At 59.3% G+C, this 25839-nt stretch carries 37 protein-coding genes, 1 tRNA gene and 1 pseudogene; 13 read left to right on the plus strand and 26 right to left on the minus strand.

Translation table 11 applies throughout. The features are described 5' to 3' along the window. Positions 1–13: 13 nt before the first annotated feature. From K0F86_RS16280 to K0F86_RS16295, 4 genes are read right to left on the minus strand one after another with little or no spacing between them, the layout of a single operon-like run. Positions 14–1234, minus strand: coding sequence for a phage head morphogenesis protein (locus K0F86_RS16280; protein WP_219135385.1), 1221 nt, complete (start codon positions 1232–1234; stop codon positions 14–16). After that, positions 1235–2599: a DUF4055 domain-containing protein gene (locus K0F86_RS16285; RefSeq protein ID WP_219135386.1), complete on the minus strand. Its 1365-nt coding sequence runs from the start codon at positions 2597–2599 to the stop codon at positions 1235–1237. It lies immediately after the preceding gene. 14 nt (positions 2600–2613) lie between these two features. Beyond that, positions 2614–3900 (minus strand): terminase large subunit domain-containing protein, encoded by a 1287-nt coding sequence (locus K0F86_RS16290; protein WP_219135387.1) that lies wholly within the window; start codon positions 3898–3900, stop codon positions 2614–2616. Next, on the minus strand, positions 3881–4429 hold the full coding sequence (locus tag K0F86_RS16295; RefSeq protein WP_219135388.1) for a Hin recombinase: 549 nt from the start codon (positions 4427–4429) through the stop codon (positions 3881–3883). Before K0F86_RS16295 ends, K0F86_RS16290 begins: the two co-directional genes overlap by 20 nt. A gap of 115 nt (positions 4430–4544) precedes the next feature. Here K0F86_RS16295 and K0F86_RS16300 point away from each other — a divergent pair, with 115 nt between their 5' ends. Beyond that, the gene (locus K0F86_RS16300; RefSeq protein ID WP_219135389.1) at positions 4545–5051 is read left to right on the plus strand and encodes a hypothetical protein; all 507 of its coding nucleotides are present in this window, start codon (positions 4545–4547) and stop codon (positions 5049–5051) included. Between the two features lie 183 nt (positions 5052–5234). After that, on the plus strand, positions 5235–5861 hold the full coding sequence (locus K0F86_RS16305; RefSeq protein ID WP_219135390.1) for a hypothetical protein: 627 nt from the start codon (positions 5235–5237) through the stop codon (positions 5859–5861). A gap of 41 nt (positions 5862–5902) precedes the next feature. Here the strand turns inward: K0F86_RS16305 and K0F86_RS16310 are convergent. After that, positions 5903–5976 (minus strand) — tRNA-Gly (locus tag K0F86_RS16310). A gap of 361 nt (positions 5977–6337) precedes the next feature. On the opposite strand from K0F86_RS16310, the gene K0F86_RS16315 reads away from it, so the two are divergent. Both K0F86_RS16315 and K0F86_RS16320 read left to right on the plus strand, forming a co-directional pair. Beyond that, a complete protein-coding gene (locus tag K0F86_RS16315) occupies positions 6338–6514 on the plus strand; it encodes a type II toxin-antitoxin system HicA family toxin (protein ID WP_176386214.1) in 177 nt (58 codons plus the stop codon). A 58-nt stretch (positions 6515–6572) separates the two neighbouring features. Next, positions 6573–6989, plus strand: a complete 417-nt coding sequence (locus tag K0F86_RS16320; RefSeq protein WP_219135391.1) for a type II toxin-antitoxin system HicB family antitoxin — start codon at positions 6573–6575, stop codon at positions 6987–6989. A 292-nt stretch (positions 6990–7281) separates the two neighbouring features. On the opposite strand, the gene K0F86_RS16325 is transcribed toward K0F86_RS16320, so the two are convergent. The 9 genes from K0F86_RS16325 to K0F86_RS16365 form a co-directional block, all read right to left on the minus strand. Then, positions 7282–7824: a hypothetical protein gene (locus K0F86_RS16325; protein WP_219135392.1), complete on the minus strand. Its 543-nt coding sequence runs from the start codon at positions 7822–7824 to the stop codon at positions 7282–7284. A 77-nt stretch (positions 7825–7901) separates the two neighbouring features. Further along, positions 7902–8327, minus strand: coding sequence for a hypothetical protein (locus K0F86_RS16330; protein WP_219135393.1), 426 nt, complete (start codon positions 8325–8327; stop codon positions 7902–7904). Continuing rightward, the gene (locus K0F86_RS16335) at positions 8327–8674 is read right to left on the minus strand and encodes a DUF1064 domain-containing protein (RefSeq protein ID WP_257572195.1); all 348 of its coding nucleotides are present in this window, start codon (positions 8672–8674) and stop codon (positions 8327–8329) included. The genes K0F86_RS16330 and K0F86_RS16335 overlap by 1 nt, the downstream gene beginning before the upstream one ends. Next, entirely contained in the window at positions 8671–9030 is a 360-nt protein-coding gene (locus K0F86_RS16340) for a hypothetical protein (protein ID WP_219135394.1), read from the minus strand. Before K0F86_RS16340 ends, K0F86_RS16335 begins: the two co-directional genes overlap by 4 nt. Positions 9031–9066: 36 nt before the next feature. Beyond that, entirely contained in the window at positions 9067–9915 is an 849-nt protein-coding gene (locus tag K0F86_RS16345) for an ATP-binding protein (RefSeq protein ID WP_219135395.1), read from the minus strand. Next, positions 9902–10708: a YdaU family protein gene (locus tag K0F86_RS16350; protein ID WP_219135396.1), complete on the minus strand. Its 807-nt coding sequence runs from the start codon at positions 10706–10708 to the stop codon at positions 9902–9904. Before K0F86_RS16350 ends, K0F86_RS16345 begins: the two co-directional genes overlap by 14 nt. Further along, on the minus strand, positions 10705–11112 hold the full coding sequence (locus tag K0F86_RS16355; RefSeq protein ID WP_219135397.1) for a hypothetical protein: 408 nt from the start codon (positions 11110–11112) through the stop codon (positions 10705–10707). Before K0F86_RS16355 ends, K0F86_RS16350 begins: the two co-directional genes overlap by 4 nt. Continuing rightward, a complete protein-coding gene (locus tag K0F86_RS16360) occupies positions 11109–13736 on the minus strand; it encodes a DNA methyltransferase (RefSeq protein WP_219135398.1) in 2628 nt (875 codons plus the stop codon). Before K0F86_RS16360 ends, K0F86_RS16355 begins: the two co-directional genes overlap by 4 nt. Continuing rightward, entirely contained in the window at positions 13733–14221 is a 489-nt protein-coding gene (locus K0F86_RS16365; protein ID WP_219135399.1) for a nuclease domain-containing protein, read from the minus strand. The genes K0F86_RS16360 and K0F86_RS16365 overlap by 4 nt, the downstream gene beginning before the upstream one ends. 56 nt (positions 14222–14277) lie before the next feature. Here K0F86_RS16365 and K0F86_RS16370 point away from each other — a divergent pair, with 56 nt between their 5' ends. Then, positions 14278–14898, plus strand: coding sequence for a hypothetical protein (locus K0F86_RS16370; RefSeq protein ID WP_219135400.1), 621 nt, complete (start codon positions 14278–14280; stop codon positions 14896–14898). 92 nt (positions 14899–14990) lie between these two features. On the opposite strand, the gene K0F86_RS16375 is transcribed toward K0F86_RS16370, so the two are convergent. After that, the gene (locus K0F86_RS16375) at positions 14991–15983 is read right to left on the minus strand and encodes a phosphoadenosine phosphosulfate reductase family protein (RefSeq protein ID WP_219135401.1); all 993 of its coding nucleotides are present in this window, start codon (positions 15981–15983) and stop codon (positions 14991–14993) included. Between the two features lie 29 nt (positions 15984–16012). On the opposite strand from K0F86_RS16375, the gene K0F86_RS16380 reads away from it, so the two are divergent. Continuing rightward, the gene (locus K0F86_RS16380; protein WP_219135402.1) at positions 16013–16639 is read left to right on the plus strand and encodes a hypothetical protein; all 627 of its coding nucleotides are present in this window, start codon (positions 16013–16015) and stop codon (positions 16637–16639) included. A gap of 38 nt (positions 16640–16677) precedes the next feature. Here the strand turns inward: K0F86_RS16380 and K0F86_RS16385 are convergent, their stop codons facing one another. Continuing rightward, entirely contained in the window at positions 16678–16980 is a 303-nt protein-coding gene (locus K0F86_RS16385) for a hypothetical protein (protein ID WP_219135403.1), read from the minus strand. After that, positions 16977–17408, minus strand: a complete 432-nt coding sequence (locus K0F86_RS16390; protein WP_219135404.1) for a hypothetical protein — start codon at positions 17406–17408, stop codon at positions 16977–16979. Before K0F86_RS16390 ends, K0F86_RS16385 begins: the two co-directional genes overlap by 4 nt. Positions 17409–17443: 35 nt before the next feature. On the opposite strand from K0F86_RS16390, the gene K0F86_RS16395 reads away from it, so the two are divergent. Then, positions 17444–18040 carry a hypothetical protein gene (locus tag K0F86_RS16395; protein WP_219135405.1) on the plus strand — a complete coding sequence of 199 codons (597 nt, stop codon included), beginning with the start codon at positions 17444–17446 and terminating at the stop codon, positions 18038–18040. A 2-nt stretch (positions 18041–18042) separates the two neighbouring features. Here the strand turns inward: K0F86_RS16395 and K0F86_RS16400 are convergent, their stop codons facing one another. The 9 genes and pseudogenes from K0F86_RS16400 to K0F86_RS16440 form a co-directional block, all read right to left on the minus strand. Next, the gene (locus tag K0F86_RS16400) at positions 18043–19689 is read right to left on the minus strand and encodes a DNA cytosine methyltransferase (protein ID WP_219135406.1); all 1647 of its coding nucleotides are present in this window, start codon (positions 19687–19689) and stop codon (positions 18043–18045) included. Then, positions 19686–20090: a hypothetical protein gene (locus K0F86_RS16405; RefSeq protein WP_219135407.1), complete on the minus strand. Its 405-nt coding sequence runs from the start codon at positions 20088–20090 to the stop codon at positions 19686–19688. The genes K0F86_RS16400 and K0F86_RS16405 overlap by 4 nt, the downstream gene beginning before the upstream one ends. Beyond that, positions 20087–20842 carry a KilA-N domain-containing protein gene (locus tag K0F86_RS16410; RefSeq protein WP_219135408.1) on the minus strand — a complete coding sequence of 252 codons (756 nt, stop codon included), beginning with the start codon at positions 20840–20842 and terminating at the stop codon, positions 20087–20089. Before K0F86_RS16410 ends, K0F86_RS16405 begins: the two co-directional genes overlap by 4 nt. Before the next feature lie 57 nt (positions 20843–20899). Continuing rightward, positions 20900–21064 carry a hypothetical protein gene (locus K0F86_RS16415; protein WP_219135409.1) on the minus strand — a complete coding sequence of 55 codons (165 nt, stop codon included), beginning with the start codon at positions 21062–21064 and terminating at the stop codon, positions 20900–20902. 26 nt (positions 21065–21090) lie between these two features. Next, positions 21091–21324 (minus strand): annotated as a pseudogene (locus K0F86_RS16420) (helix-turn-helix domain-containing protein); the annotation flags it as partial. Between the two features lie 76 nt (positions 21325–21400). Then, entirely contained in the window at positions 21401–21616 is a 216-nt protein-coding gene (locus K0F86_RS16425; RefSeq protein WP_219135411.1) for a hypothetical protein, read from the minus strand. A 17-nt stretch (positions 21617–21633) separates the two neighbouring features. Continuing rightward, entirely contained in the window at positions 21634–21924 is a 291-nt protein-coding gene (locus tag K0F86_RS16430; protein WP_071077716.1) for a hypothetical protein, read from the minus strand. Positions 21925–21994: 70 nt separating this feature from the next. Then, positions 21995–22132 (minus strand): hypothetical protein, encoded by a 138-nt coding sequence (locus K0F86_RS16435; protein WP_219135412.1) that lies wholly within the window; start codon positions 22130–22132, stop codon positions 21995–21997. Then, a complete protein-coding gene (locus K0F86_RS16440; RefSeq protein ID WP_219135413.1) occupies positions 22129–22341 on the minus strand; it encodes a hypothetical protein in 213 nt (70 codons plus the stop codon). The genes K0F86_RS16435 and K0F86_RS16440 overlap by 4 nt, the downstream gene beginning before the upstream one ends. Before the next feature lie 45 nt (positions 22342–22386). Here K0F86_RS16440 and K0F86_RS16445 point away from each other — a divergent pair, with 45 nt between their 5' ends. The 6 genes from K0F86_RS16445 to K0F86_RS16470 all read left to right on the plus strand — a co-directional run bounded on the left by K0F86_RS16445 (position 22387) and on the right by K0F86_RS16470 (position 25797). Then, entirely contained in the window at positions 22387–23148 is a 762-nt protein-coding gene (locus K0F86_RS16445; protein WP_219135414.1) for a S24 family peptidase, read from the plus strand. Further along, positions 23145–23456 (plus strand): hypothetical protein, encoded by a 312-nt coding sequence (locus K0F86_RS16450; protein WP_219135415.1) that lies wholly within the window; start codon positions 23145–23147, stop codon positions 23454–23456. Before K0F86_RS16445 ends, K0F86_RS16450 begins: the two co-directional genes overlap by 4 nt. After that, positions 23453–23935: a hypothetical protein gene (locus K0F86_RS16455; RefSeq protein WP_219135416.1), complete on the plus strand. Its 483-nt coding sequence runs from the start codon at positions 23453–23455 to the stop codon at positions 23933–23935. Before K0F86_RS16450 ends, K0F86_RS16455 begins: the two co-directional genes overlap by 4 nt. A 231-nt stretch (positions 23936–24166) precedes the next feature. Then, complete coding sequence (locus tag K0F86_RS16460; RefSeq protein ID WP_219135417.1) at positions 24167–24652, plus strand: hypothetical protein; 486 nt, start codon at positions 24167–24169, stop codon at positions 24650–24652. Next, complete coding sequence (locus tag K0F86_RS16465; protein WP_219135418.1) at positions 24649–25419, plus strand: DUF1828 domain-containing protein; 771 nt, start codon at positions 24649–24651, stop codon at positions 25417–25419. Before K0F86_RS16460 ends, K0F86_RS16465 begins: the two co-directional genes overlap by 4 nt. 99 nt (positions 25420–25518) lie before the next feature. Next, positions 25519–25797 (plus strand): hypothetical protein, encoded by a 279-nt coding sequence (locus tag K0F86_RS16470; protein ID WP_219135419.1) that lies wholly within the window; start codon positions 25519–25521, stop codon positions 25795–25797. Positions 25798–25839: the final 42 nt, after the last annotated feature.

The raw sequence follows: 25839 nt of genomic DNA on the forward strand, positions 1-25839 counted from the left end.
GCCCTCACTTTTGCTATTTGTACTTCGCCTGCAGCTGCTCCAGCGTCAGCTTCCTGCCCTTGAGGTTCATCAGGTCATTCAGCGTAATCTTCCCCGCCTCGTACATCTCGGCGCGGCCCGGCCCCAAGTACTCAGCCCGCCAGGCCTTGTCTTTGCTGGCCAAGAAGTCCTTGAAGTTCAATTTGCTACTGACCGGGCCGCCGTCGCTGGGGCGCGTGCTTTCGCCCGGTTCGTCCAGCTCGATGCCCAGGTCTTTGAATGACTTGGTACGCGTGCTGAGCACGCATCGGCAGCTGAAATGGATGGCACCAGGGCCGCCCGCCCACTCGTGGGTATGGTTGATTGGCTCCTGGTCGTCCAGAGAGTACTCGTGCAGGTCACGCATGGCGCACAACAGGCATGTGTGCGAATCCAGCGTGGACAGCCACACCAGGCACTCGATCAGGTCTGCATTCTGCTGAAAGGACGCCAGGCGCGCGGCGTTGGCCACTGCCTGCACCGAGCTGTGCACCAACGCGCGCGCATTCGCGGCTGACGTTTTCAAGATGCCCTGCTCGCCCGGCGCTACAGGATCCGGCGCGGCGTTAGGCGGCTTAGCGGCTGGATCAGCTGGCGGCGCACCCGGCTTCGTTGCTGGCCCGGCGGGCGGCGCCCTCGAATCTGGCATTGGAGGCGTGACAGGCAATGCCGGCTTGTTGGCCGGCGAATCGGCCGCTTTGGCGCTCTTGCCCAGCACGCGCGACACGATCTGCGACGTCGTCTCACCCTGCGCAGCACCGAGCCGGACCTGGCTGGCGAAGCGGAATTGCGTGTCAAGTGCCTGGCGCTTCCACCAGTCAGCCGATGGCGCACCCTTGATCAGCGTGTCGCCGACCAGTTTCTCCAGATAGGTGGCGGGCGGCAGCTTGGCGCCCAACTCGATCTTGAGGCCCTGGGTCAGCACCTTGGCCGTGTAATCAGCCTCGATACGCACCATACCGGTCAGGTTGCGCGTCATTTCGGCCTGCATACCGGTGTAATGCGATGAAATCACCGCGTTCGACTCGCGCAGCAGTGCGCCCAGGCGCTGCTTGCCGTAGGTCGATATCTCGCCTTCGTTCAGCTTGGCCGTCAATTCCTTCGACACGGCCGCCATCAGCAGCAAGATTTTCTCTTGCGCGCCGGATGAAAAGCGCAGCAGATTCAGGGAATGAACGAGGAACATCTCGGCAATCCACTCTTCGAGCGCGCCCATTTATGCTCCCATCAGGTCTGGCGGAGCCGACTGGATACGCTCTTGCTCCGTCTCCCAGTCCAGATCCGGCGACAGAATGCCGCGGCGCTGCAGTTCGTTGAAGTAGGTTTCGCCCGAGATTTTCCCGCCGGCGGCGCTCTTGAACAGCAGCTCGGCACTGGCCTCGGCCAGCGACGCGGCACCGAAGTCCTTGAAAATGGTGATGTGGCCACCTTCGGCCTCCCCCACCCATTCAGCCATGAACTGCAGCGCCTGGTCACCGGCATCCTCGACGTTGCCCGCGATCTTCTGCAGCGCGCATGCACCCTGCTCGTTGTCCGCCAGGGTCTGCGATTCGGTCACGTTACCCGGCTTGATCACCAGCAGTTCAGCGCCAGCCTGGCGCATGCGGTCTTCCAGGTCGAGGATGGACAGACGGCCGGCCTCGATGGCCTTACCACCGTGCTCCACGAATTTCAGATCGCCTTCTGGCGATTCGGACTTGACCGCGCTGCCGGCGCCGACCGTGATGCCGCCCTCGCCCAGCATCTTGGCAAACAGGATTGGCACGCGCGCGACGTGCAAAATATTCTGCTGGTCGCTCTTGCTTTGCCAGTGCTCGATGTTGCTGTACGCCAGTTCCAGCAGCGGCGGCGTGGCCTGCATGTAGCCCAGGCGTTTGCCGTAGACGGGCACGAATGGGATGATTTTCAGGCTGGTGATGCCCTCTTCATGCAGCGCCCACTCCTTTTTGCTGCCGGTATCGCTCTGGCGCCAGGTCTGCCAGGTGCCCCGTCCCAAGACGCGTACCTGCTCGATTTCCTTGGTGTCGAAGTCGCCATTCGGCTCGGACACACTTTCCAGCAACCGCAGCTGGGTCAGCCCATCAAGGCTGGTCGCATTCTTCGGCAACCAGCCCAGGACGTTTTGCACATGCACCTGGACGAAGTACGGGCGCACGCCGGCGGCCTGCTCGTCGGCCTTCGTGACCAAGTTGCCAGCCTTGGGGAAGTCGACCAGGATACCAGCGAAGCCATAGCCCATCGCCTCTTGGGTAATTTCCGAGAGGAAGCTATGCAGGTCGCGGCCGGACAAGTCAACATTCTGCAGCCAGGGCTTGAGCCGTTCCGGCACGTCCTCGCCCAGCGTCACCGGTTTGCTGAATGGCTTGGCCGAGAGCACATCGATGGTGCGCGCATAGGCCGGGAACAGCGTGGCGACGGCCAGGCGCAGATCATAGCTTTCGCTGTCCTCGCCCGGCCACTGCGGCAAATACTTCTTGCCAGCCGCCCGCATGGTCTTCGTGCCGCCCAGCAGCGAGGCGATCAGCGCGCAATCCTCGTTCAGCTTGGCCGCTTCGGCTGATTGTGTGCGTACATCGGTCATGGAAATCCTTGTTGTTACATGCGCAGCGGCGCGGTGGTCGTCGTGCTCTTCACGATCGGGTAGCGCTTCACGAGGAAGTAGCCATTCGCGTCATTCGGGTGGTCGTGGCCAGACTTCTTGTCCGGCTGGCCGTCGGCGCCCCAAACCTGCTGCTCCAGCGCCTCGGTGGTGGTCGGGCACTGGTCGGTGTTGATCTTCCAGCGGCGCTCGCCCTGGGCGTTCAGGATCATGCCGTTGTAGGCATTGACCCGGTCCTTGACCGCAGGGTTTGAATGGTTCACTTCGAGCAAGAAGCCCGCCTGGCGCAAGATGGACAGGTCGGACTCGCTCGCGTTCTTGCTGCTGGTGTTCTGGCCGGACGCATCCGGGAAAATCTTCACCTGGTGGCCTTTGTCCTTGAAGTCCTCCTTCAGGATCTTGGCCATGGCCGGCGTATCACGCACTTGCACGCGCTCAGCCAGCGTACGCGGCAGCCCTTCCCGGACCACGTTGATGCAGGCAGTCATGTTCTGCACGTTGAAGTCGAGACCCACCATCAGCGGCTCGCCGGGCAGGATGATCTCGTTCGTGTGGTTCAGCGCGCGGTCGAAATCGGCATACACGCTGCCGCTGGTCAGGTTGGTGAACTTGCCGCGCAGGTAGGCGTCGATCAAGGCCGGCGGGTAGCTGGCCATCAGCGACGGGATATAGTCGTCGGGCAGGTTCAGCTCGTTGTCGAACGTGCTCGCCTGAATCAGGCCGTACAAGCTGGCCAGCTCAGGCTTATCCCGGATTGCCTTCACGAACTGCTGATAGACGAACTTGAAGCCCTCGGGCGTCGTCGTCACGTCGATGCCGTTCATCAGGCCCGGCACGTTGTAGCGCATGCGGGCGATGATCTTGCGCCAGGCCATCTGCGCCTTCTTCAGCGGCATCACGTCCAGTTCATCGATCAGCGCGTGGCCGATCTTGAAGCCGACGATGGTTTCCGGCTTCTCCATCGAGCGGCAGATGACCGTGCCACGGTACCGGCGGCCCTCGTATACCTCGACTTCGTGGTCGCCCTGCTTCACCTTGATGCGCAAGCCCATCGCATAGGCCACCTCCTCCATCGTCGGGTAGAAGATGTCGCGGATCTGCGGATAGGTCGGCGCAAAGTAGCCCTGGTTGATGCCTGGCCACTGCCAGAAATGGGCGCAGATTCCGGCGCAGCCCACAAACGTCTTGCCCGAGCCGAACCCGGCCACGTAGGCCTTGAACTTGTGCGGCAGCTGCAGGAAGCTCGATTGCGGGACGTTCAGGTCAAACTGGATTGTCGTCATGGCGCTTGGCGTCTTTCACGCCGAAGGTAATGGCGACAGGTGTGGGCGCGTCGTCGTCCGGCTTCACGTCCTTGCTGGCCTTCAGCAGGTTCATGCCGATCTCGGCGGCGCCGTTGGCCATCCTGGTCAACACGGCGATATCACCCAAGGCCAAGCGGCTCTTGTCATCGAGCGGCTCGGCGTCATCGATCTCGCCAGCCTTGTTATGCGCGATGCCGGATAGCCGGTGCGCGGTGGCAGCGCCATATCGTGCGGCGCCGGCCAAGTGCATCGAGATTTCTTTCAGCTCGTCGGCCAAGGTGCGCGCACTTATCTGCGCACCAATCGGTAGCGCACTAAATGCCGACTCTGCCGCAACCAATTGATTTGCAACGTCTTTTATTTGTTTCGTCTGCGCACCAAAGCGTTTTCTGATCGTGGCTTCGGATACGCCAAACTCTCTGGCCAGCCCCCTACCCTTTTCCCCTGTGAGTAGGCGTCTACCTATCTCCGACCACTGCCTTTCTGTCAGGGATGATTTTCGGCCCATTTCGATCCTATTCGTTGACTACAGAAGAACTAGCTTGCATTTTAGTTTCACGGGAGATATATTAACCATGTGCTCACGCATACCCGCGCAAGCAAGCACATTAGGAGAATGAAAAATGAACCCCATCACACTGGTACAATCTGTAGATACGGCGATCGCCAATATCTCCGTGTACAACGGAGCACTTCACAACGGCGCGGACGAAGACGTTCGCCGCCTCATTCCGAACGTCCAGGCTTGGTACGCGACCGAGCGAGACGGAGATATCCTGTTTGGTCCCAGCAAATTCATTGGCTACACGAATATGAATGCGCAACTTTACGCCGCAGAGACTGGCGCATCAGGCCGGTTAGATGGACGCGTTACAGAAAAGAGACTTGCCCCATGGGCCAGATTAATCACCAAAGATGACCCTGAATACACTAAGTTTCACGAGGCGCTCGCCAGCTTTTGCGCTGACTATGCCTCTTTCCCCAATAAGCGTGCCCGAATCTCTGTATTTTTAACGCCCGGCGAGGTTGGAGCCTCGACTGAAGACGCACAGGTAAAGGCACTTAGCGTCTTGATTTCGGCGCTCTCGGATGAAGGTAAGCGGAATCTCAAAAAACTTGTCTGGCCTTAAGCAGATTTGTCACCGCCCGTGCCAAGCAGGGCTGCGATGAATTGCGGCGGAGCCTCTTGGCCATGATGCGTCGGTGACTGCGCCCGTTTTGTAAGCCCTGCCACTGGAGCGCGCCGACAGGTTCGCAATGGTACGATCCGATACCGGCAACACCCGACCATGCAGTGATACGGAAGCGAACTTATGCACAATAAAAATCTGGAACTCGCCCTCAAGCAGTCCGCTGGGATCTCGTCTTCATTGCAAGAAATACTCGGGGTTCAGGGTGAATTTAACCGCAGGTCTTATCTGGCCATGGCCTATCTAAACCTGGCGCTCGAACATCGCGAAGCCCTTCTACTGCTTGTGCAGGCAGGCGCTTACGCTAGCGCTACGGCACTGCAGCGTTCGCTGCTGGAAGCTGCTATATCGGGCTTGTGGATAGATTCATGCGCCACAGATGAACTAGTGGACCAAATATTGCGGATAAAGCGTTCACCACCACCGTTCAACACCATGGCGCAGAACCTCCGAAAGTCGCACGAGTTCGGGGAGTGGTTTGAGGTTTTCAATGATCATTACAAAATATTCAATGACTACACACATGGGCACAACCGCCAAATATCGCGCTGGTTAAGCTCTGGTTCCGCGGGCCCCCGCTACGACGTTAGCCAAATCATAGAGACACTCCAGCACTCAGATTTAGTTGGTCTGGTAGCAGCTGTACAGCGTGAAAAAATCCTTGATCGTCCGCTCGGGCAGCTTTTTGCAATGATCGAAACCGTATTGGACTGCTCGCGCATTGATAAAAAGATGCCGCCAGCGCAGTGATGCGGCCGGCGGCGAAACCCGGCATGCCGGGCGAGGAGAACTGGAGCAGGCGGCGGGAATCGAACCCGCGTGGAAAGATTGGAAGGCTTCCGCTCTGCCATTGAGCTACGCCCGCGAAATCTGGTTGCCGGTTACAGCGTCCGGCGCCGAGTAGCCGCGCTTACAGCGCGCGCCGGCTGGGTGGTGCTTATCCTGCTCGTGGTTGTAGGCTGATTGATGCGCTAAGGCCTCGCCAGTGCCAAACTACCCGCTGCGCCGATGGCTAAATGCGCGGAAAGTCGCCTTCACATTTGCGCCGCATGGCGCCGGGGATGAATTCTTCGCTACTTCATGGCGCACCTCCTTTTCAGGCCTGCGGCGGCATGCTCGCGCCCGCGTCCGGCCGGTCAAAAACATAAGCATTTTTGTTGATATTGCTTGCAAGAATAAGCAATTTTGCTTATACTCTATTCATCGAAACAAACAACGGAGGTGTGGTGAAGCAGAGTGAGTTTGTTCGATGGCTCAAGCTACAAGGGGCGACTTTCAAGGAAGGCACAAATCACTTGAAGGTTTATCTGAACGGCAAACAGACCATCTTACCGAGGCACCCAAGCAAGGAACTGAAAACAGGACTTGTTGAAGGCGTCAAAAAACAACTGAATCTGAAATAGAGGGATTGCCCCGTAAGGGGCTTCTTCCGGGCACCACCACACTCCCTAAAGGAGCTATATGAAATACCCTGCAACTTTTACACCAGATCCTGATGGCGGCTATGTCGTCACGTTCCGCGATATCCCCGAAGCTATCGCCCAGGGCGACGACGAAGCCGAAGCGTTGGCCGAAGCCCGATCTGCCCTTGCCACCGCAATGGATTTTTACTTTGAGGACCGCCGCGCCGCGCCTGCGCCATCAGCAGCGCTGCCAGGCGAGCGCCTTATTGGCCTGCCGGCCAGCGTTAGCGCCAAGGTGCTGCTGCTGAATGAAATGGCTGCGCAGGATATGCGCCCGGCCGAGCTTGCCCGGCGCCTGGGAGTGAAGCCACAGGAGGTAACGCGGTTACTCGACTTGGCGCATACAACCAAAATCGACGCTATCGAAGATGCGATGCATGCGCTTGGCCGGGAACTTGAGGTAGTTGCAGCATAGCCCCGCTGCATAAAGCGTGCGGCCGGGACAACCTCTGCCGCCCGCTGCTCACGCGCGCAAATAGAAAAAGCCCGCATGAGCGGGCTTCGGTGTTGCTCCCACGACTATAGCGCGTGGTGAGCGGCAAATTCAAGGCGTGCAGGTCCGATGCTGGGTCCGGGTACTGTCGCGAGTTCCAGCTATCGGTGGCGCGATGCGCACATTACGATTTCCGGAAGAATTTTCTTGAACTAGAGCCTGCATTATACAGCCGAAATACTGTTTGTAAACACAGGCTTAAAGAATATCCGCGCTACAGGTCGCCACCGCGCAACAACCCGCCCGCCCGGCCAGAATGGCTATCGTGAATGGAGCTCAGTTCGCTCACCATGTCCTTGACGCGCTCCAGCTCCAGGCCCGCCACGCCGTACACGGGCGCCACGCCGGTTCCTTTGCACGAAGTGCACAGTCCATTCCCCAGCAACACCTTGACGCCAGTGCCACTGCAGCCTTTGCACGTGCCGTCGAGCCAGTGCGCCAGCGACTTCTCTGCCACGCGCCTGTACAGCGCCTGCGCCGCTTGTGCATCCCATGCTGTATTTTCCGGCACCCAACGACGCGCCCGGCCGCGCTTGATCACATCGACAGTCCAGATGCGCAACAGCTGCGCCAGATTCTGCTGGTTGCCCTCGAACATGCGGTTGAGCGTGCCGTCGGCGTACTTCACGCGGCACAGCAGCGCGCCGATGTCGCCAGCCAGCGCCGCGGCGGCCAGCGGGTCCGTCTGGTGGTGCAAAGCGTCGTCCATCAGGTTGCTCGAACCTATCGATGCGATGTAGCGGTCTGTAAAGCCCATGTCTTGCCTTTCATTTTGTATGCCAACGTTAACACCCTTTTTAGCCCTGCGCCAGCCCTGCCGCTCCTCAGAGCCGCTCATACCCGCAGCACGCCGGTGCGGTTGAATTCGCGTACGGCCGCCAGTCCGGCACGCGCAATGTCGACGTTCGACGCGCCACGCAGAAAGACCATGGTCTTGCCGACGCCCTCGCGCAGCACGCGCATTTCATCGCCGTTGACGCCTAAGGTGCCTGTGCGCTGGGCGCGCGCTTGGATCTCGGCAATCGCCTCAACCATGGCCTGGGCCACCGGCAGGATTTCATGGTCAGCTGGCGCAATCCGTCGCGCCATATCGGCGTTGCTCAGCAGGTCGTAGACATGCTGCTCCTGGAAGTGGCCCTTGCCCATGGCCTCGCTGGCCTGGAAGCCTGGCATTTCGAATGCCAAGTCTTTGCGCAGGCCGGCCGGCAGCACGGCCGGCTTCGTGATATACCGCTTGCGCGGCTTCTTGTTCGCGCCCATCAAAACTCCTCAACTTTCCATCCGCCGCCCGCCTTCTTCGGCAGCGCCTGCACGGCGACGAAGCGCAGCGGGTACATGTCGGCCGCGATCTTGATCTTCGCGCGCGCATCGTCCTGCCAGTGGCCTTTGACTTCATGCGCCTCCAGCGCACCGCACGCCAAGAGAACGGCGAAATCCGGCGTGTAGAAAGTGTTGTCGGCCAAGCGGAATTTCAGGCCTTCGAACTTGTACCAGGCCACCTCGCCGGCAACCTTGCGCAGCTCCAGCGTCTGCGCATACGCGGCCTCGGTCTTGTTCATGGCGCCGACCTTGAGGCGGCCCAGGGCCTGTATGCCACGGGCCATCATGCGCAGCCCACCAGTTCGGCGACGGCCCGCACCACGGCTGCACGCGCGGCAGCATCGGGCGCACTGAAGTCGGCCAGCAGCACGGGGAACTTCCCATACATGTCATTTCGATTGATGATCGCCACCACTTCCTTTCCGTCATACGACCATTCCAGATCGACTCGATACTCGACTACCAGCGGGCCGGCCGCCGCCCAGTCGCCCATCCAGTCCGGCAGCATGGCCTGGCCGCGACTTGAAGCGGTGCCCGCCGGCGGCGTGCCGACCAAGGCGCCGCCCACCTCGACTATGCTGGACCAGCCCAGCAGCTCGGCCAGGCGTTTATTTGCTGCGATTTTGTTTTCTTGATTTTTCATTTAAAGCCTTTTAAGCCGTTTTTTCTGATGGGTACGTCACTTCGTAGCGGCCATGGCCCTTGCGCAGTGCGGCGGTGCCTCTGGCAAATCCTGAGCGGCATTCGCAGCCTGGACGCTCGGGCGTTTCCCCCTGTGCGACTCCCAATCGAAGACCACCAGCCTGCCGCCGCCTTCGCGCAATCGGTCAAACGCCCGCGCCCCCAGGAACTGCTCCAGGCCGGCGGCGTCCAGGTTGCTGATGACGATGGTCGGGCGCGCCGCCTCATAGCGGCCGTTGATGATCTCGAACAGGATCAGCTTTTCCGTGTCGCTACCGTGCTGCACGCCCACCTCGTCGAGGATCAGCAGATCAGGGTCGACCAGGTCGCGGATGGCCTGCGCCTCGGTGCGGCCAGCGCCCTTGGCGTAGGTTTCCTTGACGGACCGCACGGCGCGCATCACCGAGGTGAAGACCGCTTGGCGGCCGTGCCCCATGATGTGGTGGGCGATTCCCACGGCCAAGTGCGTCTTGCCGGTACCGACATCCCCAGCGAAGATCAGGCAGGCGCCAGTGGCCCGTGCATCTTCGAAGTTCTCGGCGTACCGGGTGGCCACGGCCAGCGCGCGCTCGGCGCCTGGGCAGTCCGGCCGGTACGATTCGAGGCGGCGATCAGCAAAACGCTCGGGAATAGCGGCACGGCCGAGCTTTGCGCTCCATTCGCGCGCCTTGAGCTCCTGGCGCCAGGCGGCGCGCTGCTCGGCCTCGCGTACCTGGTCCTCGACGTTCATGCAATCCGGGCACCCGGACCAGGCGCCGCGAATCAGCATTGCCGTGTACTCGCCGTGCATTGGGCAGCGCTCGATCTGCGCGCTGGCGAAGCGCTTCTTGCCTTCAAAAGGTGCCATCTGCCCCAACGCCCTTGTGGTAATCCTGCTTGCCAAAGTTTCCATGAATGACGCCTTTTTGTGTTTGCGTTGCGCCGACTGCCCAGTCGGCCTTGTAGTGCTCGCCTGGCCCAAAGAACGTGGCAGGCTGTTTCGTGAATTGCGGCTCGGTGCGAGATAGCAGCACGTAGTTCGCATACCGTTGAACGCCAGCAAGGAGCGCTTCGGCCGGTACGCCCTCCTTCCGGCGGGCCGTCCAGCCCTTATAAGAATCTTTTTTGCTTGCACCGGGACGTGGCGGGTACGCTTGCCAGGCCGTTTCGAATTCTTCTGGGTATGGATCGGGAGGCGAAGCCGACGAAGGTTTTAGGTTTACTGGTTTATGGTTATTGGTTATTGGTTCTTGGTTAGTTGCCGAGCCGTTGAGCGTCTGTTCAACGGTCGTTGCAACGGTCGTTGAATTCCCGTTCATCGCCTGTTGCAATTTCAATGCTCTTTTGGCAGCAGATGCCTTACCAGCTGCCGATTTCTGGCTATTCGACGCGCGGTATGCCTCCAACTCTTCCTCGCACCGCTGGTGATACCAGCCGGTCGGCGTTTCGATGAAAAACTCGTTCAACGTCTGTTCAACGGCCGTTGCCTCCTCGTCGGAACGTGCGAGGATTTTTCGGCACAGCGCGGCCCGGTCCAGCGTCAGCGGCTGCTCAGTGTCATAGTAGGTGTCGAGCAAATCACGGTACACGCTGCGCTCAATGCGCGTCAGGTGCCGGGTCGCGCGGTCAAAATCGCCGATGTGATGGCTGTAGTAATTCAAAGCCGGCCCTCCTGCACGCGCGCCGCGCCGAACAGCGCAGCCACCAGCGGGTCGCCCACGGCGCCCGCCTTGCGGATCCAGTACTTGCTGCGCCAGCGCGCCTTCATCGAATCCCAGCGGCCGTCCTGCTTGGCCTTGGCTTCGAAGCGCAGGCGAACCTGGCGCTTCGTCAGATGCTTCAGCTGGCACGGTGCGTCCGGCAGATCACCCACGGCATACACCGCCATGGCGGCGCCAGCACGCGGGTGCGGCTTCCAACTTGCGATGTAAATCTTGCGCGCGGAATGCAGCAGGCGAACCCACCGCAACACGGCTGCCTGGCTGACGCCCGACTTGATAACGATCTCGGCCTTGGTGCCGGGCATGGCGCCCAGCACGAATTCACTGAAATTTGCGCGCGTCACTTTGCATTCTCCTCGTCCATCAGTTCCATATCGAACAGCGTAGGCATGCTAACTTCGCGCTCCATAGCTTGGCAGTAGTGCACTTGGTCAGCGAAATATGCCGGGTTCAGCTCGCTGCCGCGGCCTTGGCGGCCCAGCTTCATTGCGCGTACGGGAACAGTGCCCAGGCCACAGAATGGATCGTAGATCACCTCCCCCGGGTTGCTGTAGCGGCCAATCAGGCGGTCAACGATATCGATCTGAAACGGGCAAACGTGCTTTTCGACAGCACGCGCCGACTGCTCGCCGTTCAGGGTGCGCATGCGCACGATGTCGTGCCACACGGCCGGATCGGCGCTGCCCGGCGCCAGGCTGAGATAATCGGCAGGCAGTGCCTTATTGGCCAGCAGCGCCTCGCCGACCTCGACGTGGTATTCATAGTTGTAGACGTTGCCCAGCGACATGCTGGTGAACAGCTTAGCCAGCTTGCCCGGGCCGAAACTGGCCAGTTCGGCCGCGCCCAGCAGGCGATCGCCACTGGAGCGCCAGAACGCATGCGCGTCGACCTGCCAGCGCGCCACGCTGTAGCCAGTACCAGGAATCGGCGCGGCCTTGCGGTCAAACGGGATCCGGTCGCCGGCATCGTCCAGGCACATTGGCTTGGCCTTGGTCACAGGCGTATCGGCATAGCCACGGCTGCGGTCCGTCTGCGGCTTGTGGAACAGCAGGATGTATTCCGGCGAGCCGACGCCCATCTTCGTGCCGTCCTTGCACACTTCGGAATAGCCCAGGCGGTAGGTCTGGTTGTTTTCGCGCACCACGTCGGTCACGACGGTGATCATGCCCATGTAATCGAAACCGTGCTTGATGCCGTGGAACAGCGCCTCGGCGTGGAACGGGCTGACGGTGGGCACGCCGGCGCCGGTAACGTTGCCAAAATTGATGCGGTCCTTGACGTGGCAGGCGTAGATGCGGCCCGGCTGCAGGATGCGCAGCAGTTCCGGCGTCAGGAAGTCCATCTGCGCCCAGAAGTGATCGTTGTCCTGGGTGTGGCCAAAGTCGTTATAGCTCGGCGTGTATTCATAATGGTTGGCGAACGGGACGCTGGTGATGATCATGCCCACCGAGTTATCCAGCTGCTGCATGGCTTCGAGCACGCAGTCGTTATTGGCCACCGAGAAGCGCTCGCCGGCCACCACGGCGCGCTCGACGCCGATGGTGCGCGCCAGCGAATCCTGCATGGACAGCTGGTCCAGGCCATAGGCGCGGATGATCTGCCCCATCTTGGCCTGCATTTCGTCGTGGCGGCGCCATTTTTCCATCAGATCGGCCAGCACCTTGCGCTCGACCTCGGTGTGGATGATGTCGATGCGCACCGCGTGCTGCTGCTGGAAGCGCTGGACGCGGTGGATGGCCTGGATGAAATCGTTGAACTTGAAGCCGATGCCCGCGAAAATCTCACGGTGGCAATGCACCTGGAAGTTACAGCCGCTGCCGGCGATGATCGGCTTGGTCGACAGATCCTTGATCTTGCCGTCACTGAAATCGGCAATGCGCTGCTCGCGCTGGTCCAGGTCCTGCGTGCCCCACACGCTGACCACGCCGGGCACGGCCGCCTGGATGGCGTGGCGCTCATCCTCCAGGTCATGCCAGATCAGGAAATGGTCATCAGGATCCGCAGCCATAATCTCGCCCACCTTGGCCACGCGCGCGGCCATGCTGTCACGCTTCTCGCCAGCGGCGGCCGACAGGCCCATGGCCACGTTCGGGATCAGCAGGCCCTGGCCGTTCTTCTCGGCGCCGGCCGTGTCGTAGTTGCTCGGCACTTCGTGAAAGCGCACGTCGAGCGCTGGCAGGTCGTAGCCCTCGTCCGAATGGCCCAAGTCGCTCGGGCGCTGGATGAAAACGGCCCAACTGGCCACCCACAACCAGAATTCCTGTTCCTTGTGCGGATACAGCGTCAGGTTGCCGGCCTTCTCGCTGTCGCGCTGGAAAAATCGCGTCAGGGCTTGGCCCGTGTCCATCACGCCCAAGAAGCCGGCATAGTGGATCAATTCTTTGAAGCGGTTCGGCGATGGCGTAGCCGTGTAGACAAATTTGAACTCGACCTGTTCAAACAGCGGCAGGAACTCTTGATAGGTCTTGCTACCGTAGCTGCGCAGCACACTTGCCTCGTCCAGGCCGACAGCGCGGAACTTGCGCACGTCGATCTTGCCCTCGCGCACCGATTCGTAGTTCGTCAGGTAGACAACGTCCTGACCAACGATCTCGGCGTCCGTGCGGATGAAGCGCACTTGCACTTCATATTCGCCCGTGAAGCGCTTTGCCGCCTCGCGGATGAACTCCTGGCGCACGCCCAGCGGCAGCACGATCAGGCGCAGGCCTGGCCGGTGGATGCCGATCTGGCGCATCACCTCCAGGTTGGTGCTGGTCTTGTGCAGGCCAAACGAGGCGAAGATGGCGCGCTGGCCGCCTGCCAGGGCCCAGCGCACGATGTCACGCGTGTGCGGCTTGAGGCCGGGATGGATATCGGCCAGCGGCACGTCGAAGCCCTTGCGCTGCGCCAGCTTGATCTTGGCGCGCAGGAATTCGCTGTACGCGGCTTCTTTCAGGTGTTTTTGCTCTTGCGGGCTAAAGGCGCTCATAGGTGTTCCAATGTAGGTTGAATGGCGACGGGCGCTGCATCGAGCAGGCCCATCGACCGTAAAATTTCGTGCGTGGTACCGACGGCCGCGCGGAATGCGATTTCAAGCGCGGCCAGCGACAGATCAGCCGGGCGCGGGCGCCGGCCGTCGAGCACGTCGTGGCAGGCGCTACAGCCGAACGCGGCGGCGGTGTCCGGCGCCTTCAGGCCCATGCCCTTCCCGTCCGCCTGGAAATTGCTGTGGCACAGCACAGTGGTGTCAGGATCGAAGTTGCAGACGGCCAGGCGCAGCGTGCAGTCCTGGCCGCGCGCGGCGCGCCGGATCGGCGTGGAGCGTGGGCCCTTGCTCTTCAAGCCAACCTTGCGCTTCGGCGCCGTGCGCTGGTGCGACTGCACGGAGAGCATGCCGGTGCTGGGCATGGGCGAGGTGCGCTTGAATGGCGAGCGCGTCAGGGGCTTGCCTGGCTTCATGGAAGAGCGCTTCATTTCCCACCGCCTACACATGGCATGTTACGATTCCGCCAACTTATATAGGAGGCAGAATGGCTTGGTATGATAAGTGGGCAATAATGGCTATCGCTGCAGCCATCGGAGTGGCTGGTTACAACTGCATCCCTTGGTGCAAAATGGACATCACCATATGGGCATACTGGGTTGCAGCTATCGGAACCACTGGAACGTTGCTCGGTACCCTGTGGATCGCAACGAGTGAAACTCGCAGGCGGCGAAATGATGCCTCGGCAATTGCGCGCTTGACCGCTGCCGCTATGTATTTTCAACACATCCACAATGAGGCCAATACAAAGTTCGCACTCAAATGTCTTAAAGATGCCAATAGCCATGAACTGTTGGCGCAAAAGGGCATGGGTCACCTTCTTATTCTCGCGAAGAACGCACACCGTCTTTTGGCGAAAGTTAACCAATGGACCCCAACAGAACTCTTGCGATTGGCACCATTGCCCTACGACTGTGCCGCACAACTTGCTGCTGCCCACGGACGAATCGGCTCCACGGTGTCGCTGCTCAGTGATGTCGAAGACAGCTCGCAGAATCTGGCGTCCTTCTTCGAGCACCTGAATACCAATTGCACGGTGCTGGAAGGTGCCGTTCAGCAACTTCAGAGCACCAGTCGAATATTTGAGACGGTGATAGATAATTCTTAACGTTTTTCGCGTTCCATCATGACTATCGCTAAGGCGCCGACTCATTGAAATGGCGCGCACACCACGCCATTTTTCCCAGGTAAAGTTCGTCGTCATTCGCATAATCCGTAAGCAGAGCTGCACGCCGTCGGCTCGACCAACGCTGTAAGCAGCGAAAATTGTTTGCCCCCGCGGCTAGTCTTCGACCACTCGACCACTGATTCGATGGTCGAGGCCTGGCCCGAGTGCGCCTTAGTGCCCATATGGAAGAACGACACAGGTGAGCGCGGCCGGCATACCTCAGATACTAGGGCTTCCCATTCCGCGATTCGAGCGATGTGCTCAGGGAAGCGGCGAGACACTTCGTGCAGCTCCCCTTTGCTGCAGTTGATGCAAGGCATGCAACCGACGCGCGACATGCCTTGCTTGTAGAGCGGATTTGGCTCGATGCCAGCCAAACGATGGGCCTCGAACACGTCACCGACGTTCCAGCGCAAGATGGGCCGGTAGGTGAACAGGCCGCCGCCCAACACCTCAAAGTGCTTGACGCATGCGCCAGTACCTTGCAGACGCTCGCGGCGCGACTGGCTTTCGTCGATCCGCACGCCCTGCCAGGACCAGATCGCATCGCATTCACGATCAATCAAATCCATTGCGAACTCCGTCAATGGCTTGGTCTTGAGATATTCCGTACAGAACTGCCGTTTGCGCGAAGGGAAGCCACCCCGCACCATGCATAGGTCCAGGTATGGGTTTCCAGATGGGTGTAGCAGCTCAAGCGCACGCTGTGCTGCCTCGACCGTCCAGTGATACATGAACTTGCGCTTCCCATACACGGCAGACTCCGGTTCGCCGGCCGCGATGCGCGCCAGGTTGGCGCGCTTGGTGGCGAATTCATCAGCGAAATCAGCACGCACCACGTCGACCTTGATGCCAAGGGCCGCTGGCAAGTAGTCCAGTGCATATTCCAGCGTGCTCTCGTGCTCATTGCCGGTATCGGCCATGACGAAACGGCACGCGGCTATACCGTGCAGCTCGAGCGCGAGAATAGCGGTTGCAGTGCTGTCCTTGCCGCCCGAAAGCGAAACCAAGTGGATTAGGCTCATGATAAGATTTCCTTTTGACAAGGAAATTTATGCTGACTTGGCTGACCTGGTTTAGATGGGCAACTTTGATGATCGGCTTGGGCGCAGCGTCCTACTACGGATACCGTGCCACCCCTTGGTCTTGTATGGACGCAACCGTGTCCGCATACTGGGTCGCTGCCATTGGCACGACGGGAACTTTGATAGGTACCATCGTGCTTGCATCGTCTGAAGCGCGAAGGCGCCAACGAGAAAGAATGACGTTGGCCGTGATTCACGCGGCCCATTGCCAACATAAAATGCAAGCAATACTCCAAGGGTTGGAGCGGATCGCTGAATTGCTCGGCCCTTCGAATGCTGCCGTGATCCCCATAAATAACCGGATACTTGCGATTGAGACCATCGATTCCTTTAAACTCATTGACAACCAAGAACTTGCGATTCTTGTACCCCTGGAGGACAGTTGCGCGATGAAAATTGCCGGCATCCAAAATGCACTGGGAAATCTCAAAAAGCATATTGTGAACATAAGCACCCGCCAACCGCCGAGCACCGATGTTCGACGGCTTGTTACTCTTGAAACGGACGGCGCGTATTTTGCAGCTGCAGTTGCGAAGAGGCAAGTAGAGCGCAGCTGGGAGGTTATGAATACCTTTCAAAAATCCATTAAGGATTGAGAGCTTGGTGGCGCTGGCGGCGAAGATGTAGGCTTGGTTCATGTTGCACTCCCGGCGCTACGGATAGCGCGGCGTGCCAGCCGCGCCGCATGGGCCTCTCGCATCGTGTCCGCCTTGCCGTCCAGCGCTGTGCCGAAGTGCGCCTTGTACGCGTCGCGGCCTTCAAGTGTCGCGGCCGTCCAGCCGTCCTCAAGCCTGTTGACGATCGACACGGCCAGGCCACGCTCGATCAGACTGTCGCGCGCAGATTTGCTAGGCTCGTAACCATGCGACAAAGGGCCGTATTCGATGAGTGCTACAAGGGTGTCGATCTCGGCGCCGGTAAGGATCAATTCGCTCACGATGCATCCTCCATCGCGCGCTTGATGCCAGCGGCGTCGAGGCCAGCAGCCTTGCAGCCCAGGCGGGTCGCATGGAAATAGGTCATTTCGCTGGCGGCACGGCCAGCCGTGGCCAGGCCGGCGGCTACCAAGCGCTGCATGGACTCGTGCTGCTGGCCGCTGCCGGCGGCAAAGTAGTTACGACAGCCCCAGCGATTCTTCGGCTTGCCGTGGATGGCGCCCAGCATGTGCTGCAGCTTGGCGAAGTCGCCAGGCATGATCGCGTCGCGGACGGTGGCCAGCGCGCACGCGGCGCATTTGCCGTGCTGGGCGAGCTGCTTGGCGGTGCTGGCTTTGCCGCAGGAGCATAGCTTGCGGATCAGCGAATAGGCTGGTGCGACTTGGTTCGCCAGATGGTGGCGAGTAATTTGGGCTGGATTGGCGATCATGCTAATATTCCTTTCAAACAACTCTGATTGCTTCTATGAATAAGCGGGAGAAAATCGGCCTCATTGCTGCGATAGTTTTGCTGGTCGCTCTTATTTGGCTTGGTAGGCTCAATGGATTGAAAACCTCGGATTGGGCGAGCTGGGTGCAGGCAGTGGGATCCATCGTCGCAATTTTTGTAGCGCTTTGGATGGCTCAGGCGCAGCAACGAAAAGCGGCAGGAGATGCGGATGATCGAAGCGTTTATGAGCAACTGCAAAAGGCGGAAACACTCTGGACGCTTGCACATTGGGCAATTGGTGAAATGAAGCGTGCGCTTGATCACGTAGAGACGGACGGCGCCCATGGCACATCTACCTTCACCCCTGGTAGGCTTGACCATGAACGTGAGATGCTGGAAAGGTTCGTAACCCCTTCCGATCCTGAGTCGGCCGCATTTTCCCTGAGAATTATTCACGCCCTCTGGGAGACACGGCAAAATTTCGATTCGATGCGGGACGGCGGTCTGCGTGACTACTTTATGCAAATCACGTTGGTGCATATTCAGGAATGCGAAAAACAGCTTACGCTGCTCACCCATCGCAAGGGCGTCTTGAAGGCAGACTGCGCCCAGCGAGGCCTCGTTGACGAATAAAATCACGCCACCCTCGCAATCTCGCGCTCATGCGCGAAGTTGGCGCGCATGGCTGCATCAATCCGGTGGCCAATCCATGCGACGACTGGCACCGCAAACGAATTTCCGTGCGATTTATACCGCGGCCCGTCAGCGGCCAGCAGCCACCAGTTGCCGTCGATCTTCGCCCACATGCTCTCCGGACGCAGTTTCGTCACGCGCTTGCGTGCGTATTTTTTGATGGGGATGGCGGTATAGCCGTCAGGGAATCCCTGCAGGCGCTCCGTTTCCGTGGGCGTGAGGCGGCGTACGGCCATACCGTACTGAATCGCCGGCACTGCGGTTGATCCATTGTTCTGTGCTTGCAGCGTCGGCGCAAACTCCACCGTCGTGAAAATACCTCCAGCGGCCTCCGACTGGCCGGACTTGAATGCCGTAACAATCGGCTGGCCGCGGCCCGTACCGTCTTCCGATGCGTCGAAACCTTCGGCCTTGAGGCAATGGGTGACGTCTCCAGTGATGCAAACCGCCAACTGCCCGCCCGCATTCGCGTGGCTTGCGGCATGGCCCATGGCGCGCATGGTCGGCGCCAGTTCAATGATTGCGTCGGCACCGTGGTCTTTACACGAGAAGGCGATTGCCTGCGCTTGCGTGCCGTTGACGGCGAGCGGGCCGCTGCGCTCGATCCACGAATCAGGGTCTTGCTGGGCGTTGAAGCCGATGACCGGCACCAACAGCCCCGCCTCGGCATCCTGCTGCGTTGCGCTTCCAGCGCTCTTCGCGCCGCACGTCAGTGTGCCGGCGACAATCGGCGCCTCGTGGTTGCAGGTCAGCGTCGGGCTGCGGTCAATTGCTAGTTCCGCCCCCCCCTGCCCGTGTGCCAGGCAATACAGTGGGCTGGAGTCCCCCATGCATTCAAAGTCAGTTCCGAGCCCGCCACCGCCTGTAGTGCGCGAGCTAAGAGTTCCGGCAACGTCTTGCCCCGTTTCGCGGCGCGGCGCAGTATCCCCGCGCATGCTTTGGCGCTCAAGAAGTATTGGGGGGCGACTGGCCCAGTTTCCAGTATCGAGGACAGCGAACACGCGGCGGCGCCGCTGCGCCACTCCGAACCATTGCGCGTCCAGACATGCCCATTCGAGCAGTCCATTGTCGCCCAGCGCACAGCCTTCCGTGCCCCAGCCGTTGACGGGGACTGCAACGTCGTCGAGTCCTGCCAAGAGCTCAACCACGCTTGCAAAGTCTCGGCCCTGGCTGCTGCTGTAGGCGCCAGGGACGTTTTCCCATAGTGCGAATCGGCAGCCGCCGTGCTTGCGGGCCCACTGGAAAATATTGAAGGCGGCGAAGAACAGGCCGGATCGAGTAACAGTTCCATCTGCATTGAGCATTCCTTTGCGTTTTCCGGCTACGGACATGTCCTGGCACGGCGAACCGAAAACCATCACATCGATGCGGCCGAGTGCGGCGATATCCGCTTCGGTAATTTTGGTGATGTCGCCCAGTTTTGGGACGTTCGGATAGTGGTGCGCCAACACGCGCAGGGGAAAGTTTTCGATTTCGGCCACGCCGACGCATACCCAGCCGAGCGGCGCCCACGCCACGGTTGCCGCCTCTATGCCGCTAAACAGCGACAGATAACGGATTGGAGTTGCCGGGAGCTCATCGCGCTTCATGGGCGCGCCTCCGCAGCTGGCCGGCGAACGACCACGACAGGCATTGCGCCCACCGTGCCACGAAAGTGCGGCGTGGCCATCTGGCCAGGCTGCTCGGGCTCGGCGCCCAGCAGCGCCGCGCGCGAGGCGTCTTTAAGCACGTAGCGAATGCCTGCCAGACGCACATTGCCCTGGATGAAGCGTGAAAAAATCATGCGCAAGCGGTGCTCCATGCCCGCTTCTTCGATATCGAAGCCCGCGCGCTCGCAGATTTGGTAGAAGGTGCCGGGCCCGGCCAGCATCGCCTGCAGCAGCGCGTACGAGCGAGAGCCCTGTTTCGGGAGCGTGACGCCAGAATGGCGCCGTTTCGTCTTGTTTACGCCAAAAGTCGGGCGCGCGCGATTGTCAGCTTGGCCAGTCACAATGCCACCTCCGCCAGGACAGAGTCTCGCCACTTCACTTGCTGGATGGGCGTGCCGCTGGAGTGCGCCTTGCCCGTGTCCATCACGTAGGCGTGCTCCCGGCCCTTCTTCGTCGGCACCCAGTGCCCGGAGATGTTCTCTTGCAAACCAGCCTGCACCAGCAGCTGGTTGAAGGCCTTTGCGCTCTTGACGAAGCGGCTGCCCAGTTCTGTCGGCGTGTAGTAAATCTCCTGGCTGGGCGTGGCCAGGTGCGTGCGATCCATCAGCTGCAGCATGTTGACGCCAGTCAGGGCGGCCGTGCCCTGGTTCGCGCTGATAGCTGCAGCGTTCTTGTCCAGGCCAATCAGGCGCGCAATGCCGAAGATGGCGCGGAATTCCTTGGCGGGCGAGATTGCGCTGGGCTTGGGCGCGGCCGGCGCCTGGCCGGTGGCCACGGCGTCAAAGGTGCGGATGACTTCCAGGTGGAACTTGGGGCTGATCCACATGGCGTAGGCGTACACCAGCTCCTTGCACACGTAGGTGCCGCCGTTGCGGCCCTGGGAAGTGATGGTTGGCAAACTCTGCGCCGGCGCAGAGTTTAATTCCGCTTCCAGCTCCTGGATTTCCGGGCGACGGAAGAAGAATGCAGGTTGATGGCGGCTTTCCGCGCCAGCTGCCTTGTGCAAATCGTTGAGGCAAAAACGGCCTTCTTTATCGACCGCGATCAGCGTATTCGCTATCGTGATGCCTTTGTGTTGTACAATTTCGGTCATAAATTCTTTCGCGAATTTTTGTTGTTTCAAGGAAGCCCGCCTGCAAGCGGGCTTTTTTCATTTCTGGCCTTGCAGTTCCTGCAGCATTGCTTCGTAGTGCTGGCGCGTCCGGACATGGCCGGGGTCGACCGGTAGTTCGCGCTCGGCCTGTTCCTGCAGCTGAGCGCCCTGCTCTGCCTGCGCCGGCGCGCCACCTTCCTGTTGCAATGTCGCCCAGGTCAAGCCGCCACCTCGGCGCGCGCGATGCACTTGAGCTCGCGGATCGACACGTCGAACACCTCGTGCATGCGGATCAACAGCGAGGCGCCGATAGGCAGGCGGCCGTGGCGAATCTTGGAAATCACGGGCGGCGCCACTTCCAGCGCGCGGGCCAGAGCTGCGTCGTTCTTCGGGCCCTTGGCCAGCAGCATGTCGAGCAGTTCGTTATTGCCATGAGCGTCGTCCAGCGAGCGGTAAGGCTTAATTGCAGTTGTTTGCGTCATGTCATATTCCTAATTGATGGTGATTAAAGTGGCCGAATCCGGCCATGCGATGCTGTAGCTGTCGGGTGCGGGTTCGTTAGGGCGGCTCGCGCTGCGGCACCTCATATTTCTTCGCCACCCTGTCGGTGGCATCGCGCCATTTCTGGCGCGCTTCCTTGTGCGCGGCCTTCGCCGCAATCTCGCCCTCCCCGTCCTTGGCGCCCTGCAGGTCTTTCTCGGCCTGGCGGTAGATCATCGAACGCTGGAAGATCAGCTCCTTCTCCTCGGCTGTGACCTCGGCTTGTTTATTCAATAGCTGCCTCCATGCCGTTAAACCCGCATCCGCACGACGCGCGGGACGACGCCAAAGCACGGGCGCGGTGCCGGCACAATCTGGGCCCTGTTATTTATTGATTTGGGCCTAGCTCCGCTGGAAAACGGCGGCGTATCATTCCGTTTCGGCCTGGCGTCCAGGTGATTGCGGATGATTACGATCGTGCATTCGTTCAACACGTCGCTGACGGTCTTGCGCATCGCTGTGCATGCGGCTTGCAAGGCATCCTTGTTGTCGTCGGTGATGTAGCCCTTGACGAGTGCGGTGCGTTTTTGCTTCTGTTTCATGGTTTTCTCCTGGTGGTCGGTGTTACAGGGTTTGGGTACAGCGAATTGCAGGTTGGTACTTGGTGCTGTTTTACGGTGGGCGCTCGCTCGCAGGCAATGCGCACCCCTCAAGCGGCACGCCGGGCGGCAGTTGGTGCGGGTCGAGCAGCGGGATGCGCACGACGTCGTCCGCCGGGCGCGGTGGGAAGATGGGGATCAGGCGGATCATGCCGCGACCGTTTCTGACACACCCCATACGTCGGGGCGCAACTCGCTCAGGCTCAACTTGACTTCAGCGGCAACGAGTTTCTGGCAGAGTTTCGTGCTCGGGCGCCGATGCCTGCCGCCGATCAAGTAGAGGTAGGCAACCGAAGTTCCTGCGGCATCAGCTAACGCCTGACGGTCGCAAGGCGCGGCTTGCTTGAGGTAATTTTTCATATCCATTCCGCGACTTTACCATAAAGATAAACTTTACGCGGTAATTTGTTTATCTTTTTGGTTGTTTATCTTTTTGTTAAATTAGAAGACCATCACGCGATGACAAGAGAAGAAATCAGACGAGAGAACGCCCGCGCCCTTGCCGACCTTGCAGGCGGCCAGGTGGAATTCGGGCGCGCCCTCAATATGGTCCCGTCGCAGGTAAGTCAAATAATTGGCAAGACGCCAATCAAAAACATCGGGAATTCAATCGCCAAGCGTATTGAGCAGGCTTTCGAGAAGCCAGCTGGCTGGCTTGATGTGAGGCACGCAGTGGATCAGGACGACGAACATGTCGACGCGCCTGGCGCGCGGCCGGTGACTGACGATGATGATATGGCCCCTGTTATGGTTGCCATACGCATGGTTCCCGAGCATTTACGGGCGGGAATTACCGGTTTCGAAGCAGATAGCGTTTTTGATGACGTCGGGCATTTACATGTCCCCCGCCAGTGGCTCGAAGAAAACGACCTCACTACGCACCAGCTGCTCGCGATCAAAGTGAAGGGCGAAAGCATGGTGCCGATGATGTACGAAGGCGACGTGGCTGTCGTCAATACAAAAGATACGAGCCGTGTGAGTGGCGGCGTTTTCGCACTGAATTACAAGGGGGAGTCGGTAGTCAAGCGCCTGCGCTACGAGCGGCGCGAATGGTATCTGGCGTCGGAGAACCCCGATTTCCAACAAGAGCCGTGCCGCACTGGCGACTGCAAGGTAATCGGCCGAGTTGTCCGTTTCGAGCCACGTAATTTCAAGGATCGACTGTGAGTCCCGCTCCTGGCAGCCGCGATGCGGCGCGGCCGACGATATTCAAGGTTATTTTCCCTGGTCTTGTGGCAGCTGTAACGGCGCTGCTTTTCTTTGGGTATTGGTCGTTGCACCGTGAGCCAGTCGGCGCAACACCAAGTCGCCTGCAAGTAGACGCCCAAGAGAAATCCGCATCCAAGGATGCGGTTGAACTTTGCTGGGGCCGTGCTAAAGCGTTGCCATCGGGCTCGGTCGAAGCACAAATTGCCCGGGATGCATGCCAGCAGATGCAGGCACAGTACGAGCAAACTTACCGACTGGCGCCATGATTCCCAGATTACTTTTTCTCTTACCCGCTCTGGCGCTCGCGCCCGCTGCCTACGCCGAAACATGGCAATGCACCGATACAGCAACTGGCCACGTCTACACCGTCAGCCAGGCCGTGCCGGCCGACGCGTGCAAGCTGGTCAGCAGCATAAAGAATCCGCACTTCACAGGACCAGCGGTTAGCGAGCAGCCGGTTCCTGTATCCATGCGTAGGCAGCAGTCCTGCAACAAGGAGGCTGCCCAGGACGTGCAGTTCGCAATCCGGAAACTCGCCGGCTGGCACATCGAGGGCGATCATCTGACCGTGCACTGGACGTATGCAATCGAAAAGCAACCCGAGGCGAAGCGCCTGCAGATGATCACGACCTATGCTGATATGGATGCTTGCCTTGGCCGTGCCGCGCGAGAGATCATGTTCTACCGCAAGGGTAAGTTGATGGGAATCGCTTCGCCTGCCTCGGGCATCCGAGTTGTGAGATAAAGCAACAATTCAATAGATTTTCAATTTGCAATATTTCATATAATGCTGCCGCGCAACGGCACATACTTTTGTCGGGACGGCATAAATTATGGTATTGATTGATTGCGCTGAGTGCGGAGAATCCATTCCCCCAAGGCATCACTCCAAACTCAGCGGCGCAGACAAGCTTGAATAAGAAAGAGAATTAAGTTGGCGCTTCCTACCCCTACTAGTGACGATGTGAAGACATTTATGGCTTTGAAGAAGGCCATTGTGCGACAAATGGAGTGGATCGACAGCCCGAGCAAAAAGGCCTCAGGATGGGCTAAATTCGAGAGTAAATGCTATGTTGGCTCGGAGATTTCAGAGGAGGTAGATTTCCGTGCCCAATACCGCAAGCGCGCCGTCAACCGACGAGGCGATTCGGATATCGAAATACCTGAAGCGTTTTTTGTCTCTGTCTGGATACGCAATCATCGCGTCTACGGCATTGATACAAAGCCAGATCAAAAGCACACAAATGCTGTCGTTGCGGGATACCAATACTCTGGCGCAACGATCACGTCGCTGACGCATGAGCACATATGGACGATCGCTGCAGACGATTATGTGGAGCCGATTGATCCTCCCATAACCGAACTCGAAGATGCGATTACTAAATTTTGTGAACGTGTTAACATCTATCTAAATGGACCATTCAGGCATCCTCTGAAGGGGCAAACTGAGCAACTTTTATGAACTGCGCTACTCTCGAATCGATCACGCAATGGCACTGTCGCGCCTCAGGCAGGGGTTCTATTCGTGCTACTGCGCCGTTCACCTTAGGTAAGGCAGGTCCTCATGTCGCTTTCTATATCGCGCAGCCGAGTGTAGACACGTTCTACATTACGGATGCATGCGAGACGGCAATGTACGCTGAGCAGATGGGCATCCTGCTTCGAAAGAACCGGCTCGACTCGCTCAACCAAACTGCTGGAGTTGCACTAGCAACGTTCAGGGAAGACTGGAGTATTGAGGCCAGTGGCCCAATCAATCTCCTTCAAAGAGCCCTTTGGGATGCTGCGAAACTTGCACTAGCGCTCTCTTTTAAAACAAAATCTTGGCAGCCAAAGTTCGCCCAAGCAAAGTTCCAAGCAATTGTAGTGAGAGAGTTGGAAGCGCAATTGGGTGCTGACCGGATTATTCGGCAAGCTAAAGTCCAAGGCGCAAGTGGCCATACTATTGAATTTCCTGTTGCTATTGTCAGCCGAAAAAGTGGGATGCCAATCTTTGTTCAACCGGTGGCAATGGAAAACGACAAGGTCAATTGGCCGGCGGTGTACGAGTTCCATGGCAAGCTGTTCGACGTCAAGGCCGCATCAGATGTGGCAAACCGCATTGCTGTGATTGAGCGTGGCGCCACTCATCTTGAGTTTGGTCGAGCCGCCAGCTTCCTAGGGAGTGCGGCAAAGGTAATAACTTTGGATAATATTCCTGAGCTCGGGCGGTCTGAGATGCTCGCCTAATTTCCGGCTCGGTTCCGAACTGGGATTTAATCTTCGCCTAGTATGTTGTCGCACTCCCAATCACTTCCAAATTAGCAATATTCAAAGCATAATGCATTTATGCAACTATGCGCCGCCATCATCAAGATCAAGCAAATCCAACTGGCCGTGGTCAGGGTCGAGCCAGAACACACCTGGCCGACCACCGGCCCGGCCTCCCTGCTCCATGCACAGCAGTTCTTTCCCACCCTACCTATTTTGCTGCTGTCGCCACGCGTCGGCGGCTTTTCGCGAAGCTACGCCACGTTCGACATTGCGCCGCTGATCAGCCAGATCAACGCTGACGAAATCAATTGGCAAGCCTACCGGCGCCCACCGCCGCCTGAACTACCCTTCTAAATTTTTGCACCAGCCCCGTAACCGGGGCTTTTTTTCGTCTGG

Source organism: Janthinobacterium sp. UMAB-60, assembly GCF_900095235.1.
Classification (GTDB): Bacteria; Pseudomonadota; Gammaproteobacteria; order Burkholderiales; family Burkholderiaceae_D; genus Janthinobacterium.